Origin of the sequence: Aquisphaera insulae (assembly GCF_011064615.1) — a bacterium.
In the GTDB taxonomy this organism is placed as follows: Bacteria; Planctomycetota; Planctomycetia; order Isosphaerales; family Isosphaeraceae; genus Aquisphaera; species Aquisphaera insulae.
The window spans coordinates 1-15557 of the sequence record NZ_JAALJH010000069.1 but is presented as its reverse complement, the minus strand read 5'-3'; the positions used below and the strand labels follow the sequence as shown (position 1 = coordinate 15557).

Sequence of the window (15557 nt, the reverse complement as noted above, 5' to 3'; positions counted from 1 at the left end):
CCGTATGACCGAGATGATGACCACCGACGTCCGCGCGATCATGGATCGGACGCCGTTCGACGTATCCGCCGTCGCGGACCTGCGCGAGCTCTTGAACCGCGATCCCTCCCGCTATCGGACCCTCCGCGAGGCCGTGGCCAACATCCGCGAGCGGGACAAGAAGGACGCGAAGCCGGAGACGCACCTGCGGATCGGCGTGGGCGAGGTCCTGCTGGGCCGCTACGCCGCCGGCTATGAGCAGTTGAAGAAGGCGGGCGACATCGGCATGGCCTACTTCTTCCAGGGGCTCGCCCTGGAGAACCTCCAGCGCCCCGAGGATGCCGCGACGGCGTTCGCGAAGGCCGCCAAGCACGGCTACGACGCCAAGGCCGCGGAGCTGCACCGCGCCGGGGCGCTCCGGCTCACCGGCCACCTGGACGAGGCCCGGAAGATCCTCCAGGGCCTCCAGAAGCAGGGGGCCAGCTCGGCCGAGTTCCACTTCCAGAACGGCGCCATCCTCGCCGCCGAGGGGGAGCTCGCCCTGGCGGCCGGCGAGTTCGAGAAGGCGCTGGCGGGGGACCGCGACCACAACGGGGCGCTCTTCCAGCTCGCCTTCATCAACGACCTCTTCGGCAACGACGACGCGGCCGTCGATCTCTACAAGCGCTGCACGGAGCGGCCGCCCGTCCCGCTGGCCGCCTGGGTCAACCTGGGCGTCCTCTACGAGGACGAGATGCGGTTCCGCGAGGCCGAGCAGTGCTATCGCCAGGTCCTCGCCCACGACCCCAACCATCCGCGGGCCCGGCTCTTCGTCAAGGACTGCCAGGCCAGCAAGGGGATGTATTACGACGAGGAGGCGGAGAAGGGCTACGTCGTCCTCAAGCAGCTCCTGGAGATCCCCGTCACCGATTTCGAGCTCTCGGTGCGGAGCCGGAACTGCCTGCGGAAGATGAACATCCGGACGCTCGGCGACCTCACGCGGACCACCGAGGCCGCGCTCCTGGCCTCCAAGAACTTCGGCGAGACCTCGCTCGCCGAGATCAAGGAGATGATGACCTCCAAGGGGGTCCGGCTGGGCATGGCCCTCGACGGCGGCGAACGCGGGGCGACCACCCACGACCACCGCGCGGAGCCCCCCCAGGAGGTCGCGCCGGAGGTCCAGGCCCTGCTGAACAAGCCGATCAGCGAGCTGAGCCTCTCGGTCCGCGCCCGCAAGTGCATGAGCAAGCTCAACCTCCAGTCGGTGGGCGACCTCGTCAAGCGGTCCGGCGACGACCTGCTGGAATGCAAGAACTTCGGCGTCACGTCGCTCAACGAGATCCGCGACAAGCTCGGTGCGCTCAACCTGAAGCTGAAGAACGACTGATCGACCGATTCGATTGAGGCAGCCCGTTGGTCTCGACGCGCCCCGTCCGCTTCACGACCCTGGCCCGGGATCCGGCCACGGCGGCCCGGCTGGGGCGGCTGGAGACGCCCCACGGCGCGCTCGAGACCCCGGCGTTCATGCCCGTGGGGACCCAGGCGACGGTCAAGGGGCTGACCCCGGACCTCGTCCGCGAGGCCGGCACGCGGATGCTCCTGGCCAACACCTATCACCTCGCCTTGCGGCCGGGCGAGGAGACGGTGCGGGCCCTCGGCGGCCTGCACGCGTTCATGGGCTGGGACGGGCCGATCCTCACGGATTCCGGCGGCTTCCAGGTCTTCAGCATGGCCGACCGGAGCAAGATCACGGACCGGGGGGTGACCTTCCGGTCGCACCTCGACGGCCGGCTCCTGGAGCTGACGCCCGAGCGCGCGGTGGCCATCCAGGAGGCCCTCGGCCCGGACGTGGCGATGTGCCTGGACCACTGCCCGGCCCTGCCGGCCTCGCGCGACGAGATCGCGGCGGCCGTCGACCGGACGATCGCCTGGGCCGCCCGGTGCAGGCAGGCGCATTCGAGGCCCGACCAGTCCCTCTTCGGCATCGTCCAGGGGGGCTCGGACGAGGAGCTCCGCGGCCGCTGCGCCGAGGCCCTGGTGGCGATGGACTTCGACGGCTACGCGGTGGGCGGGGTGAGCGTCGGGGAGAGCCGCGAGGAGGTTCGCAAGGCGCTCGAGGTGACGACCCATCGCCTGCCGGAGGACCGCCCGCGCTACCTGATGGGGGTGGGCCGCCCCCAGGACATGCTGGCGGCGGTGGCGACCGGGATCGACCTCTTCGACTGCGTCCTGCCCACGCGAAATGGCCGGAACGCGACGTGCTTCACGGCGCGGGGGCCGGTCAAGCTCCGCAACGCCGCCCACGTCCGCGACCCGGGCCCCATCGAGGAAGGCTGCCCGTGCCTGGCCTGCCGCCGGTTCAGCCGGGCCTATCTCCGCCACCTGTTCAACGCCCGGGAGATGCTGGGGCCGATCCTGGCGACGATCCACAACCTGGCGTATCTCCACCGCCTGACGGCCTCGATCCGGGAAGCGATCGCGGCCGGCCGGCTTGTCCAGTTGCATCGAGAGGTCCTTGAAGCGCTCGGCCCCTAGGCGTTACAGTGGCCGTTTCGGGCCCGCGACGAGGGGGCGAGCGAGGGTACACGACGGAGATCCGGGGCGGGAGGCGTCCCCATCATCTCCATCTCGCCCGGTCTCGCCCCGGCCGACCACACGAAGAGCCCCGGATCGCCAACATGCCAGGTTCGCTCGCCGAGATCGGAGTGCTGTTCGCCCAGGACGCGGGGAACGGCTCGGGTTTGCTCTGGTTGCTCCCGGTCCCCTTCCTCTTTTTCTACTTGGTCGTCTGGGTGCCCCAGCAACAGGAGAAGAAGCGCAAGGGCTTGCTGGACGCGATCAAGAAGAACGACAAGGTCGTGACCATCGGGGGCATGTACGGCACGGTGGTGTCGGTCGACCCCGCGGCCGATCGGCTGGTGCTCCGGATCGACGACGACAAGGGGGTCAAGGTGACGATGTCCCGCTCGAGCATCTCGCGAGTGGTCGACGCGACGACGCCGAAGGGGACCGACGCCGCCTGACCGACCGGGCCGCCGTCGCCGCTCGGGGGCGGGACGGGGTCGGGGAGGGAAGGGACGACAGACGATCGCGGTGACGATTCGCCGCGAATTCGACCATACACGCACGGGAAACTACATGTCCGGGCTGGCTCACGGGATGAGGCCGGCCGCATCATGCCGGGCTGAGGAACGACGATGAAGCAAGAACCCTGGAAATATGCGGTGATCATCGGGGCGGTGGCCCTCGGCTTCCTCTTCATGATGCCGCCGGACAAGAAGCTCAAGCTCGGCATCGACCTGTCGGGCGGCACGATCCTCGTCTACGAGGTGGCCCAGGAGAACCTCGGGCCCAACTTCAAGATGGACGAGCTGATCTCGGCGCTCAAGCAGCGGATCGACCCGCAGGGCGTGATGGAGACGCCGATCCGCAACGTCGGCGGCACGCGGGTCGAGATCATCCTCCCGCAGGCCAGCGACGAGTACGTGGAAGAAGTCAAGAAGATGCTCACGGACGTGGGCTCGCTCGAGTTCCGGATCCTGGCCAACCGCAAGCACGACGTCGCCGCGATCGACCGGGCGCTCGGGCCGCAGGGCCTGTCCAAGCCGCCGACGCGGTATCAGTGGGCCCGGCTCGGAGAGATCTCCACGGGGACCAACCCCAAGTTCACGGACGACACGATCACCGACCCATCCCAGAAGTGGAAGCGGGACATCTACGCCGACGCCGAGGTCGTGCTGACGGGCAAGACCCCGGCCGAGACCGTCTCGGTCCCGGTCAAGGTGAACACGTCGAACACGCTGACCCTGAAGAAGCCCCACGGCCTGTCGACCATCACCGCCTACCGGGTCGAGTACAACCCCAGCGGGATCCGCGCCCCCGACCCGAGCACCCCGCGGCCCACCGATCACATCGTCCGCGAGGAGAAGGTCTCTCCGGGCCACACCGTCCTCTGGATCCTCTACGCGCTGGATCGGCAGAACGTCACCGGCAGCTTCCTGTCGCGGACCTATGCCACGTCCGACGAGCGGCTCCAGCCGGCGGTCGGCTTCCAGTTCAACCGCCTGGGGGCCCGGCGGTTCGGCGAGCTCACCCGGTCTCACCTCCCGGAGGAGGGGGACGCGTTCAAGTACCAGCTCGCGATCCTGCTGGATCACCTCGTGATGTCGGCCCCGTCCATCAACTCCGAGATCCGCGACCAGGGGATCATCGAGGGGGGCGGCCAGGGGTTCAAGGCCAAGGAGGTCGAGCACATCATCAAGATCCTCCAGGCCGGCAGCCTGCCGGCGAGCCTGAATCCGACCCCGGCCCAGGAGGAGAAGGTCGGGCCGACGCTCGGCGAGGACTCGATCGCCAAGGGCTGGCGGGCGATCTGGGTCTCCATGCTGGTCGTCCCCATCTTCATGGTCATCTACTACCGGTTCGCCGGCATCGTGGCGGTCATCGCCCTGGTGGCGAACATGATCCTGCTGATCGGCACGATGGCCTTCCTCCAGGCCACCTTCTCGCTCCCCGGCCTCGCCGGGCTGGCGCTGACGATCGGCATGGCCGTGGATGCCAACGTGCTGGTGTTCGAACGCATGCGGGAGGAGAAGGAGCGGGGCGCCAGCCTCTCCCAGGAGATCCGCAACGGCTTCAGCCGGGCGTGGGTCACCATCTTCGACTCGCACGTCACCAACCTGCTGGCCGCGATCGTCCTCTATGCCGTCGGCACGGAGGAGGTCAAGGGCTTCGCCCTGACCATGATCATCGGCATGCTCTGGAACCTGTTCACCGCCGTCTTCATGTCCCGGGTCATCTTCGAGCTCGCCTACACCAGGGGGTGGATCAAGGAGCTCAAGATGCTCAAGCTCTGGGACAAGACCAATATCGACTTCATCGGCCCGCGGTACATCTGCATGGGCGTGTCGCTGGTCCTCATCCTGCTGGGCCTGGTGGCCTTCTTCGCCCGCGGCCGGACGATGTACAACATCGACTTCACCGGCGGCACGCTGGTGACGATCCGGCTCAATGAGTCGGACCCGATGGTGCAGTCCCTCTCCGAGTCGCGGCGAGCCGAGTTCGTCCGCGAGAAGGCCAGCACGCTGCCGGACGTGACCGTGGAGAGCCTCCGCGTCACCAAGGACGCCAGCCTGACCCGGTTCAACATCCGGACGACCGAGCAGGACACCAAGAGCGTCAAGGACAAGATCCTCGAGGCCTTCGGCCCCAGCCTGGCGAAGGTGGAGATGACCGTGGGCGAGCCGAAGCCCATCGCTCCCGCGGCCCCCGCGGCCCCCAAGGAGGGCACGCCCGCGGTGGTCGGCCGCTTCGCTGGCGGCCGTGAGTACCCGCTCAGCTTCAACACGGCCGCCTTCAACAGCACGCAATCGCCGGAGAAGGTCGTCAGCGCCGAGTTCGAGAGGATCCTCCAGGCGGCGGGGATTGCCACGCCGAGCACCCGCTTTCAGGTCGATTCCGCCGCCCAGGAAGGCCCCGCCCAGGCCGCCACGAGGCTCGTCCTGAAGACGGACCTGGAGCCGGACGTCGCCCAGGCCCAGCTCGCCAAGCTCAAGGATTCGCTGGCGAGCAACCGCGACCTCCTCTTCGAGCGCGTCGCCAACTTCGGCGGGACCGTGGCCAGCGAGACGAGGACCCTCGCCGTCATCGCGACCGTCGCGAGCTGGGTGATCATCATCGTCTACCTCTGGTGGCGGTTCCACTCGTTCACGTATGGCCTGGCCGCCGTCCTCGCCGTCGTCCACGACGTGCTCATCACCCTGGGGGCCATCGCCGTCAGCTACTGGCTGGCGCGAATCCCGGTCGTGAGCAGCCTCCTGATGATCGATCAGTTCAAGATCGACCTGCCCATCGTCGCCGCGTTCCTCACCCTGATCGGCTTCTCGGTCAACGACACGATCGTCATCTTCGACCGGATCCGCGAGATCAAGGGGAAGACCCCGCACCTCACGGACAAGATCGTCAACGACGCCATCAACCAGACCCTCAGCCGGACGATCCTGACGTCGCTGACGGCCTGGCTCGTGGTCGTCATCCTCTACATCCTGGGCGGCGAGGGCCTCCACGGCTTCGCCTTCGCCCTGGTCGTCGGCTTCCTCAGCGGCACCTACAGCACCGTCTACATCGCCACCCCGATCCTCATCGACTGGGTCGGCACCAAGGACGAGGTCCCCGCCCCCAAGCCCGGGGCGAAGAAGCTGGCCACCTCCAAGTGACGTGGATGAGCCCGGCCCTCTCGGCCGGCGCGGACGACACGCCCAACCGGGGGCGAGGCGAGATTGGCCCATCCGGGGTCATGCTCGCCTCGCCCCCGGTCCCTTGCGCGCTCGAACGTCTCGGTGGTCGTCGCGATTCTTGCGAATCGCCTGCGGCTGGCGTAACCTGCGCGGCGACATCCTCCTCCTTCGAGGTCTCCGTTCATGCCACGTCCCGACGGCGAGCTCTCGCGACGATCCCTCCTTCTGAGACTCCCGGCCGCGGCGCTGACGACCGCGGCCATGACGTCGGCCTCGGCCCAGCCGCCCGCCTCCTCCCTCTCCGGATCGAGCCGAGCAGGCGTGCCTCGGCTCCCGGGGGCCGTCACGAAGCCCCCCGACTGGCTCGGCGCCGGGGCCCCGTTCGACGTGGCCGCCTACTTCAAGGCCCCGCCCGACGATCAGAACGCCGCGCCGCTCTACCTCGACGCCCTCTTCGAGTTCGGGTCCAACGTGGCGGTCTGCTTCCCGGAGGGGCCGCCACGGGCTCGCCGCGAGCAATCCGTGAAGGAGCGTACGAAGCGATATGCCCAGATCTACGAAATGTATGAGCGCGATCCGAACGCGATCTCTGCCCGCGAGATGAATGCGTTCCTGGCCACTTACGACGAGGGGCTGGCGAAGCTCGAGAGGGCGCAGCAGCGGCCCCGGTGCGTCTTTCAGACCGGGATCGGCGTGAATTCGTTGCTGCCACACGTCCAGGATGCTCGCCCCGCGGGACGGGTGCTTCTCTGGAAGGCGCGACGCCTGATGGAGCAGGGGAACCTGGCGGGTGCCTTGCAGCAGACCTCCCGACTGCTCCGGCTCACCCGGGATCTTCGGCCGCGGGCGGTGATGATCACTGCCCTGATCGCCTTGGCCCTGGAGCGGATGGCGATCAAGGAAGCGTTCCTGCCGCTACTCGCGACTCGCGGGCTGAAGGTCGAGCACTGCGATGCCCTCCTGGCCATGCTCCGCGAGCACGACGCGAAGTCGATCGACGTCGACTCCGAGGTCCTCCGGGGCGAGTACCTGGTCCACCGATCGACGCTCCGCGACCTGGTACTCCACCAGGACCAGCTCCGCCGCGATCTGATCGCCATGGGCATCCAGCCCGGCCCATCGCTGGTCGTCTCGCTCCTCACGGGGCAGGGGCAAGGGAAATCGATCGCAGGCGACCGGGGGCCGGAGAAGGTGCCGGATATCGACGCGAGGATGGCGAAGCTAACTCCGGCGGAACTCGGCCGTCAGGAAGCGATGCTGGCCGACTACTATCGGAGGCTCCTCGGCCTCGCGGGCACTCCCTACGCCGATCGCCTCCGACGGGTCATGGAGCCGCCGCCGGAGAGCCGCTCCGCGGACCTCATCACCCGGGTCACCATGAGCCTCGTGCCCGCCATGGATGGCATCGCCTGGTCCGCGTTCGTCCAGGCCGGGCTCCGGAATGTGCAGGGACTGGCCGCGGTCCGCCGCTCGCAGATCCGCAACGGCGGCAAGATGCCGGCGTCGCTCGAGGCGGCCACCAGGGAGGCCGGTTTCCCCAAGCCCCCCGTCGATCCTTACACCGGCGGCCCGATCCGGTGGAATGTCATCGAGGGCAGGCCCGTCGTCTACTGCGTCGGAGCGGACGGCAAGGATGACCAGGGCCGGACCGAGGCGGAACGTCCGGGAAAGGGCGGCGACGTCCTCCTCCGCCTGCCCGAGCCGAAATGACGCCGTTCAGCCGTCCGCCAGGGCCTCGCCATAGGCGATGTACCAGTTCTGGATGGCCCGGGCTCGCGCCTCCGGATCGCTCCAACGCGACGGCAGCCCGCGGATGACTCGGTCCCGAAGCACGCCGCGATCGAGGCCCTCGCAGAGCATCCGGAAATCGTCCAGGTCCTTCGCCCGCGGGGAATAGACCTTGCCCGCGATGATGTCCGCGGGATCAACCAGACGGAGCCGGATCTTGCCGAAAGTGCCCGCGTCGGTCGTTCGAGCCGCCCAGCCTTCCGGCGGGTAGTGCCCCTGGAAATGCGTCACGCGGAGTCCATGACGCGTCGCCAGCTCTTGCAGGAGCGTGTGCTCGGAGCGGATCGCCACGGGGACCTCGTCGACGAGGTCGACGTCCTCCGTCGCACGTTGGAGGAGACCTCTCAGCACCAACGAGGCCGCGCCTCCCATGGAGACATCCGCGGGGGCTCCAATTCGCGAGCCAAGTTCTCGAAGGAACTGGCGCAGAATCGTCGGGTTCAGGGGAGGCACGAGCCGCTCCTTCAACGATGGAAATCTCACCTCGTCGTGTCCGTCCCTACCGGTGAGGAGACGAATTCTCGCAGTGATCTTGAAGCCGGGTTGCCCCAGCGCCTCCCAACCTTCCTTGATGAGCTGAATCGTTCGCCAGTCGAGTTTACCGCGTTGATCCAGGGCCCTTTCGATGGCCGTCGCAAGGGCGCCCGGGTCGATGGTCGGCGTCGCGAGCAGTGACCAAAGCGCATCGACCGGGTCATCTCGATCCGGAGGTCTGAAATCGGCCCTGGCCGGTAAGCTCGCCACGAACTCGACTCCTCCGATCGTCGGCTATTGTATCAAGACCTCAGCACCCGTCCGCCGAACAGGCGATGGACCTCGGAGCCGTCGTCCACGCAGAGGGCGCCCAGGGGGTCGATCGACGTGACGCGGCCGGTCAGGGTCCGCGGGCCGAGGTCGATCCGGACGGCCTGGTCGCGGAGGAGGTTGCGGTCGTCCCATTCGCGGGCCTGGTCCGGCGCGTCGTCCTTGAGGCGGCCGAGCTCGCGCCCGAGGTGCGTGAGGATGGCGGCGAGGAGCCCGGGCATGGACGAACCGTCGAGCGGCCCGGCGCCGAGCGTGGCGAGGGAGGCGGCCATCCGCCCCACGTCCATGGGGGCCCGATCCAGGCGGGTGAAGACATTCAGGCCGATGCCGACGAGGAGGCGATGGGACGGGGATCCTCCGGGCACTTCGATCCGCTCCGGGAGGATCCCTCCGAGCTTGCCGCCGGACGCCTCCACATCGTTCGGCCAGCGGATGCCAAGGCCCGGGATCGCCCAGCCCCGGTCCTCGATGGCATGGATCACGGCGAGCGCCGCCACCATGGAGAGCCTCGGCTCCTGGTCCACCCGAAGGCCGTGCGCGGCCGGGTCGATCGCGACGGTGAACGTCAGGGAGCCGTCGTCGGAATACCACGACCGATCGCGCTGGCCCCGGCCCAGCGTCTGCCGGTCCGCCCAGACGAGCAGCGGGAGCTCATCCACACCCTGGAGGATCAGGCTCCGAGCCAGGCCGCTGGTCGAGTCCACCTCGGGCCGATGCAGCACCGTCCGCGCGAACGGCATGCGTTCGCGTCCGGCGACGCCCGGGGGAGACCCATGCGCCGGTCGCGACGTCACGGATGGGCTGGCACCCTCTTCGGTCATGGCTTCCTGCGGCCGGCTCGCGGCTTCCTGAGGCGGGCCTGGAAAGCGTCGAGATCCTTGCACTTGACCGCGAAGATCAGGAGTTCCTTGAGCCTGGCTTCCCGGTCGATCGCCTCCAGCTCGGGCCCGAGTTCGGCGGCCCCCGCGCCGAGTCGTGCTTCCAGGACGTCCACGATATTGCGGCGAACCGCCGCGCGAGCGGCCCTCTCCGCGGCCGCATGAGCGGCCTTCTCCGCGGCCGCGCGAGCGGCCTTCTCCGCGGCCGCTCGTTCGGCCCGATCCTTCTCCAGGGCTTCGCGAACCCACTCGGCCTTGAATTCTTCAAGGAATGGCAACTCGAGCATGGCCTTTCGCCCTCCGAGAAGCTGGAAGAGAGTTTCTTCATGATACCGCAACCGGGCGAGGACTTGCGAGATCGCCATGAGACTCTCCCGCTCATCGGTCGGGGCCTCGCGGATGATCCGTTCGCGGCAGCGGCTGAAGATCGGACCGGGCGGGCCTTCGATCTTCGAGAGGGAGACCCACGGCAAGACCCCCACGTCCCCCGTGGCGAGGAGGTCCTCCGCGGGGATCTCCCAGAGCTCGACGATGTGCCACTTGACCTGGATGGTCGTCCGGCCGCTCTCGGACTGAATCTGAACCATCCTGGGCGCCGGGACTCGGCCACGCTGCCGGAGCACGACGACGATCACCCCCGGCACGATCCCCCGTTCCAGGTAGACGAGCGCCGCGTCGCGCGCGGCCTGCTCGGCGATCCGGGGCTCCGGATAGGTCGCCATCTCGACGACGAAGTAGCTGGACCCGACCTGCGCCGCCCGCCTCGCCCGGAGGAAGCCGTCCGGCAGGCCGCGGGGCTGCACGACCTCGGCCTGGAGGGGCTCCCACTCGACGATGTCGGTGACGCCGGCCAGGCGAAGGATCGAATCGCCGTAGTGCTGGATCAGCCACTTACTGCTCCTGTCATAGTCGTGCATCGGTGCGCATCCGCCCCACGCCGTCGGTCGGCTCTCGCAGCCTCGATCATCCTCGATGCGGGCCCCGTCGCCCTCTCCCGGCCGATTCTCACGCGCGTCATCTCGGTTTTCCAGGCGGGCGACGTTTCCCGTACAATGGGGCCATGAACGAGCCGACCACCCCTCCCGCGAACCGCCCGCTCGACGTCCGCTCGATGATCCGGCTGCTCGTGCCGGCGGTCGCCGTCGTGCTCGCTTACGTCGCCTGGCAGCTCGCGCCCTCGTGGATCTCGGTGGCCTGGTCGTCGATCCCGCGGGAGACGCGCCAGGCCGCGAGCGTCGGGTTCCTCCACGAGCTGCTCGGGGCGTACGTGGCGCTGCTTGTCGCGGTGCTGCTGACGCTCCCGGTGCTGGGCCTCTTCCTCGCCAGGCCGCGGCCCGGAGCGCGGCGGACGAAGGGGACGCGGGGCTGGCTCCCCCGGCTGCTCCTGCTGGATTTCTCCCTGCTCCTCAGCATCCTCGCGGTCGAGGCCGTGTCCGCGGCCTGGTTGCGATGGCTCCATCGCGCCCCCGCTTCGCCGGCCGCCGCCGCGATCCGCCGGGAAGAGGACGCACTCAACCCGCGGATCCGCGCGGACCTCGCGAATGCGGCTCCGGACGGGTCGTCGGGGGCGGACAAGGGCCCCTTGAAGATCCTCGTGATCGGCGAGTCGAGCGGGCGTGGCGAGCCCTATCATCCCTGGCTGTCGGCCGGGCAGATCGCCGGCTGGAAGCTCGAGGAAGTCCTCCATCGACGCGTCGAGCTGGACATCTGGGCCACCGGCGGCGCCATCCTCGAAGGGATGCACCAGCAGCTCTCGGAGCTGACCTATCGGCCCGACGCCCTCATCGTCTTCTCGGGCCATAACGAGTTCCAGGGCCGGTGGGCCTGGGATCGCAACTCCGCCGGCGACGCCCCCGAGGGACGCGCCGAGGCTCCGGAACGGCCGGCCTGGCAGGTCATCCTGGGCGCCTCGCCTGCGTGCCGGCTGATCATCGAGGCGATCGAGCATCAGCGGATCGACGTGATGCCGCCGAAGGTCATCACCCGCCAGCTCATCGACCGTCCCCTCTGCACGCCCGCGGAGCGGGCCCGGATCCTCGCCGATTTCGGCCGCAGGGCCGACGCGATCGCGACGATCGCCGAGCAGATCCACTCCCTGCCGATCTTCTTCATCCCCGCCTCCAATGACGGCGGCTACGAGCCCAGCCGATCGATCCTGCCGGCCACGACGCCGGAACCCGTCCGCGTGGCGTTCGACGGCGACGTCCGCCGGGCCAGGGAGCTCGAGAAGACGGACCAGGCCGGGGCCATCTCCGCCTATCGCCGCCTGATCGCCGCCCAGCCCGGCTTCGCCGAGACCCACTTCCGGCTCGCCCGATTGCTCGAGTCGGCCGGATCCTGGGACGAGGCGCGGAGGGAATATGTCCTGGCCAGGGAGTCCGACGCCTTGCCCCTGCGCTGCCCCGAGGATTTCCGCGACGCCTACCGGAAGCTGGCGAGTCGACATCCGTCGCTCATCCTGGTCGATTGCGACAAGGTCCTCACGGCCATCAGCCCGCACGGGATCCTCGACGACCACCTCTATCACGACGCGCAGCATCCCACCCTGCGGGGCTACATCGCCCTGGCCCAGGACCTGCTGAAGCAGCTCCACGATCGGCATGCTCTCGGCTGGCCCGAGGGGACGCCGATGCCGGTCGTCGATCCCGAGGCCTGCGCCCGTCACTTCGGGCTCGACCCGGAGCGTTGGGCCTCCGTCTGCGGCCGTTCGGCGTGGTTCTACGGCGTCACCGCGTTCACCCGCTACGATCCCGCGGAGCGGCAGGCGAAGGAGGCCGCCTACAGGAAGGCCGCGGAGAAGATCCTGGCGGGGGCCCGCCCCGAGGACGCGGGCATCACCGGCCTGGGCATCCGGCCGGCGGGCATACCTTGACGGAGCGAGGACCGAACGGACCATGTGGCGTACCAGGCTCCTCGAAACCGCGGTCGCGGCCTATCCCGCGGCCGTCCTCATCCTCGTGACGATGACGGCCCTGGCGGCCGGCGGCCTGCTCGCCGGCCGCCGGCTGTCGTCGCGGTGGCGACGCGTGCTCGCCCGTGTGGCCCTCGCGGGCACCACGGTGCTTTTGGGCCTGGGGCTGGCGGAGGCGGGCGCGGCGGCGTACCTCGCGTGGCAGCATCGGGCCCCACGCCTGGCGATGGCCGCGACGAGGCCCGCCGGCGTCAAAAGGCCGGACGCCGATGCGACGATCCTCGTCGTCGGCGAGTCGAGCGCCGAGGGGGTGCCGTATCGCGACTGGCTGTCGGTGGGCAAGGTCGTGACCTGGCAGCTCCGCCGCCTCTTCCCCGCGCGGATGTTCCACCTGGAAGTCCAGGCGCGTGCGGGTTGGACGCTCGAGTCGATGCACCAGAAGCTCGCCGAATCCTCGCGGCGGCCGGACCTCGTGGTCCTCTACGCCGGCCACAACGAGTTCGCCTCCCGATACGGCTGGTCGGCCGACGTCCCGTATTACGACGACGATCCGGGCCGCGGCGTCGTCGCCGGGCTGATCAACGGGCTCGCCGGCCGCTCTCCCCTCTGCCGGCTCCTGGACGAGGCCCGCGGCCGGGCCCTCGTCGGGTCGCTCCCGGCGGTCCGCCCCGCCGCCGTCGTCACCGTCCCCTCCCACACGGCCGCCCAGTACCGCGAGCGGCTGGAGGACTTCCGCCGCCGGACCGAGATCATCCTCTCGGACCTGGAGCGGGCCGGCGTCCCCACGGTCGTCATCGTGCCGCCGGGCAATGATGCGGGGTTCGAGCCCAGCCGATCCGTCCTCCCGCCCGGGATGCCCCGGGCCGATCGCGACTCGTTCGCCGCCGAGGTGATCGCCGCTCGCGAGCTCGAGCGAGCCGACGAGGCCCGCGCCCTGACCGTTTACCGCTCCCTGATCGACCGTCAGCCGGGCTTCGCCGAGACGCACTTCCGACTCGCCCGCCTGCTGGAAAGGGCCGGCCACCGCGACGAGGCGTATCGGGAATACGTCCGCGCCCGCGACCTGGACGCCCACCCGATGCGCTGCCCGTCGGCCTTCCAGGACGTCTACCGGGAGCTCGCGCCGCGACATGGCGCGATCCTCGTCGACGGCCAGGCCGTGTTGCGGGCCCGCGCCCAGGCTCTCGGATCGGGCCAGCTCGACGACGTCCTGTTCAACGACGGCATGCACCCGTCGTTCGACGGCCACGTTTCGCTCGCGGAGTCGGTCCTCGGCGCGCTCCGCGACCGCGGCACGTTCGGCTGGCCGAGTTCCCTGGCGGCTCCTGCAATCTCGCGAGCGGAGTGCGCCGACCACTTCGACGTGACCGCGGCGACCTGGAAGGAGGTCTGCCGGTTCGCCGCGGGCTTCTACCGGACGACCCTCCGGATTCGCTTCGATCCCGAGGAGCGATCCTTCCGGGCCGTGGCCTACGAGAGCGGCCTCAGGCGCCTGGAGGCGGGCGAGTCCGCCAAGGAGCTCTCGCTCCCAGGCGTGGGGATTCGTGCCGTCTCCACCTGGAGTCTCATCCCCCCGAGCTCCAACGAAGGCTTCGGGGGAGTCGAGCCCTCGACGCTCAATATCCGGGCGCCATCGGGGCCTGCTCCCTGATCGTTGCTCCCCTCGATCCGTGGCCGGCCCGGAGACTCCCCTGCGCCTCGACGTCCCCCGGACACTCATCGAGCACGGCCCGCCAGAGCGCCGCGGCCTCGGCGTGGTCCCCGCGTTCCTCGGCGAGCCGCGCGAGATTGCGCCTCGTGAGATGGCCGTAGATCCCCTGGTCGACGCTCGCGAACTCCTCCGGACGCCGCAGCCCCAGGATCCTTCGCCACGACGCCTCGGCCGCCGCCGAATCTCCGACGCCACGATGGGCCACGGCCTTGCGGAAGAGCAGCTCGGCGTCCTCGGGGAAGAAGGACAGGCCCTCGTCGCAGGCCGCGATCGCCCGCGGCAGGTTGCCGAGCATCTGCTGGCATCGCGCGATCAGGGCGAACAGCTTCCGGGTGATCGAATCCGTCGGCGCCGAGCCCGCCAGGCTCCGCTGCAAGGACTCGAGCGCCCGCGGCCAGTCCTCCCGCTCCACCGCGATCGAGCCCAGGTTGAAGAGCACGAACGGGTCACCCGGCCGCGATTCCAGCTCCTGCTCCAGGATCCGCGCGTCGCGCTCCAGCTTGCGGCCCCGCAACGCCGGGTCGGCGTAGCCCGTATGCCGCACGGTGACGTCGCTCCATCGCACCGGCACCCCGGCCCGCCGCAGCGACGGCAGGATCTGCTCGTGGACGGCATACGTCCAGCGGACGCCCTCGCGAACCGGGAACAGTCTTATATGATCCACGACCGTATTCCCGCCCCGCCCGTCCGGCTCCGGGTCGCACGCACACCGCACCACGTAAGCGGCCTGCTCCGACGCCTCCGCCGGCAACCCCGCCAGCAACGCCTGGAGCTTCACCCGTTCCCCATCTTCAACCACGTCATCCGCGTCCAGCCAGAACGCATAATCCCCTCGCGTCCGCCCCAGCGCCGCATTCCTCGCCGCCGCGAAGTCATCCACCCAGACAAAGTCAAACACTCTCGCCCCGAACTCTCGCGCCACCTCGACCGTCCGGTCCCTCGATCCGGTATCCACCACCACGATCTCGTCGAACAGCCCCGCCACCGATCCCAAACACCTCGGCAGGTTCTCCTCCTCATCCCGCACGATCATCGTCAGGCTGACGCTCGCCCGTTTGACGCCACGGGTGGAATCCAGAGAATTTGAGCCACAGATGGGGACGGGGGGAGGAATTGAGCCACAGAGGGACACCGATGAACACAGATTCGATTCAGATTCAGAATTCAGGTTTGGCGATCCCGACTCCCCGCCGGCCCGCTCCAACTCCGCCGCCAGCCCCTGCATTTCCCCAGTCCCAACCCGTACTTCCCTCCTATCCCTGTCCCTATCT

The 15557-nt window shown here is 69.2% G+C and carries 11 protein-coding genes; 7 read left to right on the top strand and 4 right to left on the bottom strand.

Translation table 11 applies throughout. The annotated features are described in order from the left end of the window. Positions 1-4: 4 nt before the first annotated feature. From G6O54_RS27100 to G6O54_RS27080, 5 genes are all read left to right on the top strand, one after another. Positions 5-1345, top strand: a complete 1341-nt coding sequence (locus tag G6O54_RS27100; RefSeq protein WP_165230402.1) for a DNA-directed RNA polymerase subunit alpha C-terminal domain-containing protein — start codon at positions 5-7, stop codon at positions 1343-1345. A gap of 26 nt (positions 1346-1371) precedes the next feature. Next, positions 1372-2493, top strand: coding sequence for a tRNA guanosine(34) transglycosylase Tgt (tgt, locus tag G6O54_RS27095; RefSeq protein ID WP_165230399.1), 1122 nt, complete (start codon positions 1372-1374; stop codon positions 2491-2493). Between the two features lie 143 nt (positions 2494-2636). After that, positions 2637-2981: a preprotein translocase subunit YajC gene (gene yajC / locus G6O54_RS27090; protein WP_165230396.1), complete on the top strand. Its 345-nt coding sequence runs from the start codon at positions 2637-2639 to the stop codon at positions 2979-2981. A gap of 174 nt (positions 2982-3155) precedes the next feature. Continuing rightward, complete coding sequence (gene secD / locus G6O54_RS27085; protein WP_165230393.1) at positions 3156-6173, top strand: protein translocase subunit SecD; 3018 nt, start codon at positions 3156-3158, stop codon at positions 6171-6173. Between the two features lie 204 nt (positions 6174-6377). Then, on the top strand, positions 6378-7904 hold the full coding sequence (locus G6O54_RS27080; protein ID WP_165230389.1) for a hypothetical protein: 1527 nt from the start codon (positions 6378-6380) through the stop codon (positions 7902-7904). 6 nt (positions 7905-7910) lie between these two features. Here the strand turns inward: G6O54_RS27080 and G6O54_RS27075 are convergent, their stop codons facing one another. The 3 genes from G6O54_RS27075 to G6O54_RS27065 all read right to left on the bottom strand — a co-directional run bounded on the left by G6O54_RS27075 (position 7911) and on the right by G6O54_RS27065 (position 10581). Further along, the gene (locus G6O54_RS27075) at positions 7911-8336 is read right to left on the bottom strand and encodes a DUF6036 family nucleotidyltransferase (RefSeq protein WP_165230386.1); all 426 of its coding nucleotides are present in this window, start codon (positions 8334-8336) and stop codon (positions 7911-7913) included. A gap of 422 nt (positions 8337-8758) precedes the next feature. Further along, a complete protein-coding gene (locus tag G6O54_RS27070) occupies positions 8759-9526 on the bottom strand; it encodes a biotin--[acetyl-CoA-carboxylase] ligase (RefSeq protein ID WP_165230383.1) in 768 nt (255 codons plus the stop codon). 77 nt (positions 9527-9603) lie between these two features. Continuing rightward, positions 9604-10581 carry a hypothetical protein gene (locus G6O54_RS27065; RefSeq protein WP_165230380.1) on the bottom strand — a complete coding sequence of 326 codons (978 nt, stop codon included), beginning with the start codon at positions 10579-10581 and terminating at the stop codon, positions 9604-9606. A 143-nt stretch (positions 10582-10724) separates the two neighbouring features. Here G6O54_RS27065 and G6O54_RS27060 point away from each other — a divergent pair, with 143 nt between their 5' ends. Both G6O54_RS27060 and G6O54_RS27055 read left to right on the top strand, forming a co-directional pair. Continuing rightward, on the top strand, positions 10725-12536 hold the full coding sequence (locus G6O54_RS27060) for a tetratricopeptide repeat protein (protein WP_165230377.1): 1812 nt from the start codon (positions 10725-10727) through the stop codon (positions 12534-12536). Positions 12537-12558: 22 nt separating this feature from the next. Next, complete coding sequence (locus tag G6O54_RS27055) at positions 12559-14226, top strand: hypothetical protein (protein ID WP_165230375.1); 1668 nt, start codon at positions 12559-12561, stop codon at positions 14224-14226. On the opposite strand, the gene G6O54_RS27050 is transcribed toward G6O54_RS27055, so the two are convergent. Continuing rightward, positions 14192-15319: a glycosyltransferase gene (locus tag G6O54_RS27050; protein WP_165230373.1), complete on the bottom strand. Its 1128-nt coding sequence runs from the start codon at positions 15317-15319 to the stop codon at positions 14192-14194. The two genes, G6O54_RS27055 and G6O54_RS27050, sit on opposite strands and share 35 nt — an antisense overlap. Positions 15320-15557 lie beyond the last annotated feature (238 nt).

Coding starts and splice junctions, on each gene's coding strand:
- G6O54_RS27060 (WP_165230377.1), top strand. CDS start 10,725: ATGAACGAGCCGACCACCCCTCCCGCGAACCGCCCGCTCGACGTCCGC.
- G6O54_RS27055 (WP_165230375.1), top strand. CDS start 12,559: ATGTGGCGTACCAGGCTCCTCGAAACCGCGGTCGCGGCCTATCCCGCG.
- G6O54_RS27070 (WP_165230383.1), bottom strand. CDS start 9,526: ATGCCGTTCGCGCGGACGGTGCTGCATCGGCCCGAGGTGGACTCGACC.
- G6O54_RS27080 (WP_165230389.1), top strand. CDS start 6,378: ATGCCACGTCCCGACGGCGAGCTCTCGCGACGATCCCTCCTTCTGAGA.
- G6O54_RS27050 (WP_165230373.1), bottom strand. CDS start 15,319: ATGATCGTGCGGGATGAGGAGGAGAACCTGCCGAGGTGTTTGGGATCG.
- yajC (WP_165230396.1), top strand. CDS start 2,637: ATGCCAGGTTCGCTCGCCGAGATCGGAGTGCTGTTCGCCCAGGACGCG.
- G6O54_RS27100 (WP_165230402.1), top strand. CDS start 5: ATGACCGAGATGATGACCACCGACGTCCGCGCGATCATGGATCGGACG.
- secD (WP_165230393.1), top strand. CDS start 3,156: ATGAAGCAAGAACCCTGGAAATATGCGGTGATCATCGGGGCGGTGGCC.
- G6O54_RS27065 (WP_165230380.1), bottom strand. CDS start 10,581: ATGCACGACTATGACAGGAGCAGTAAGTGGCTGATCCAGCACTACGGC.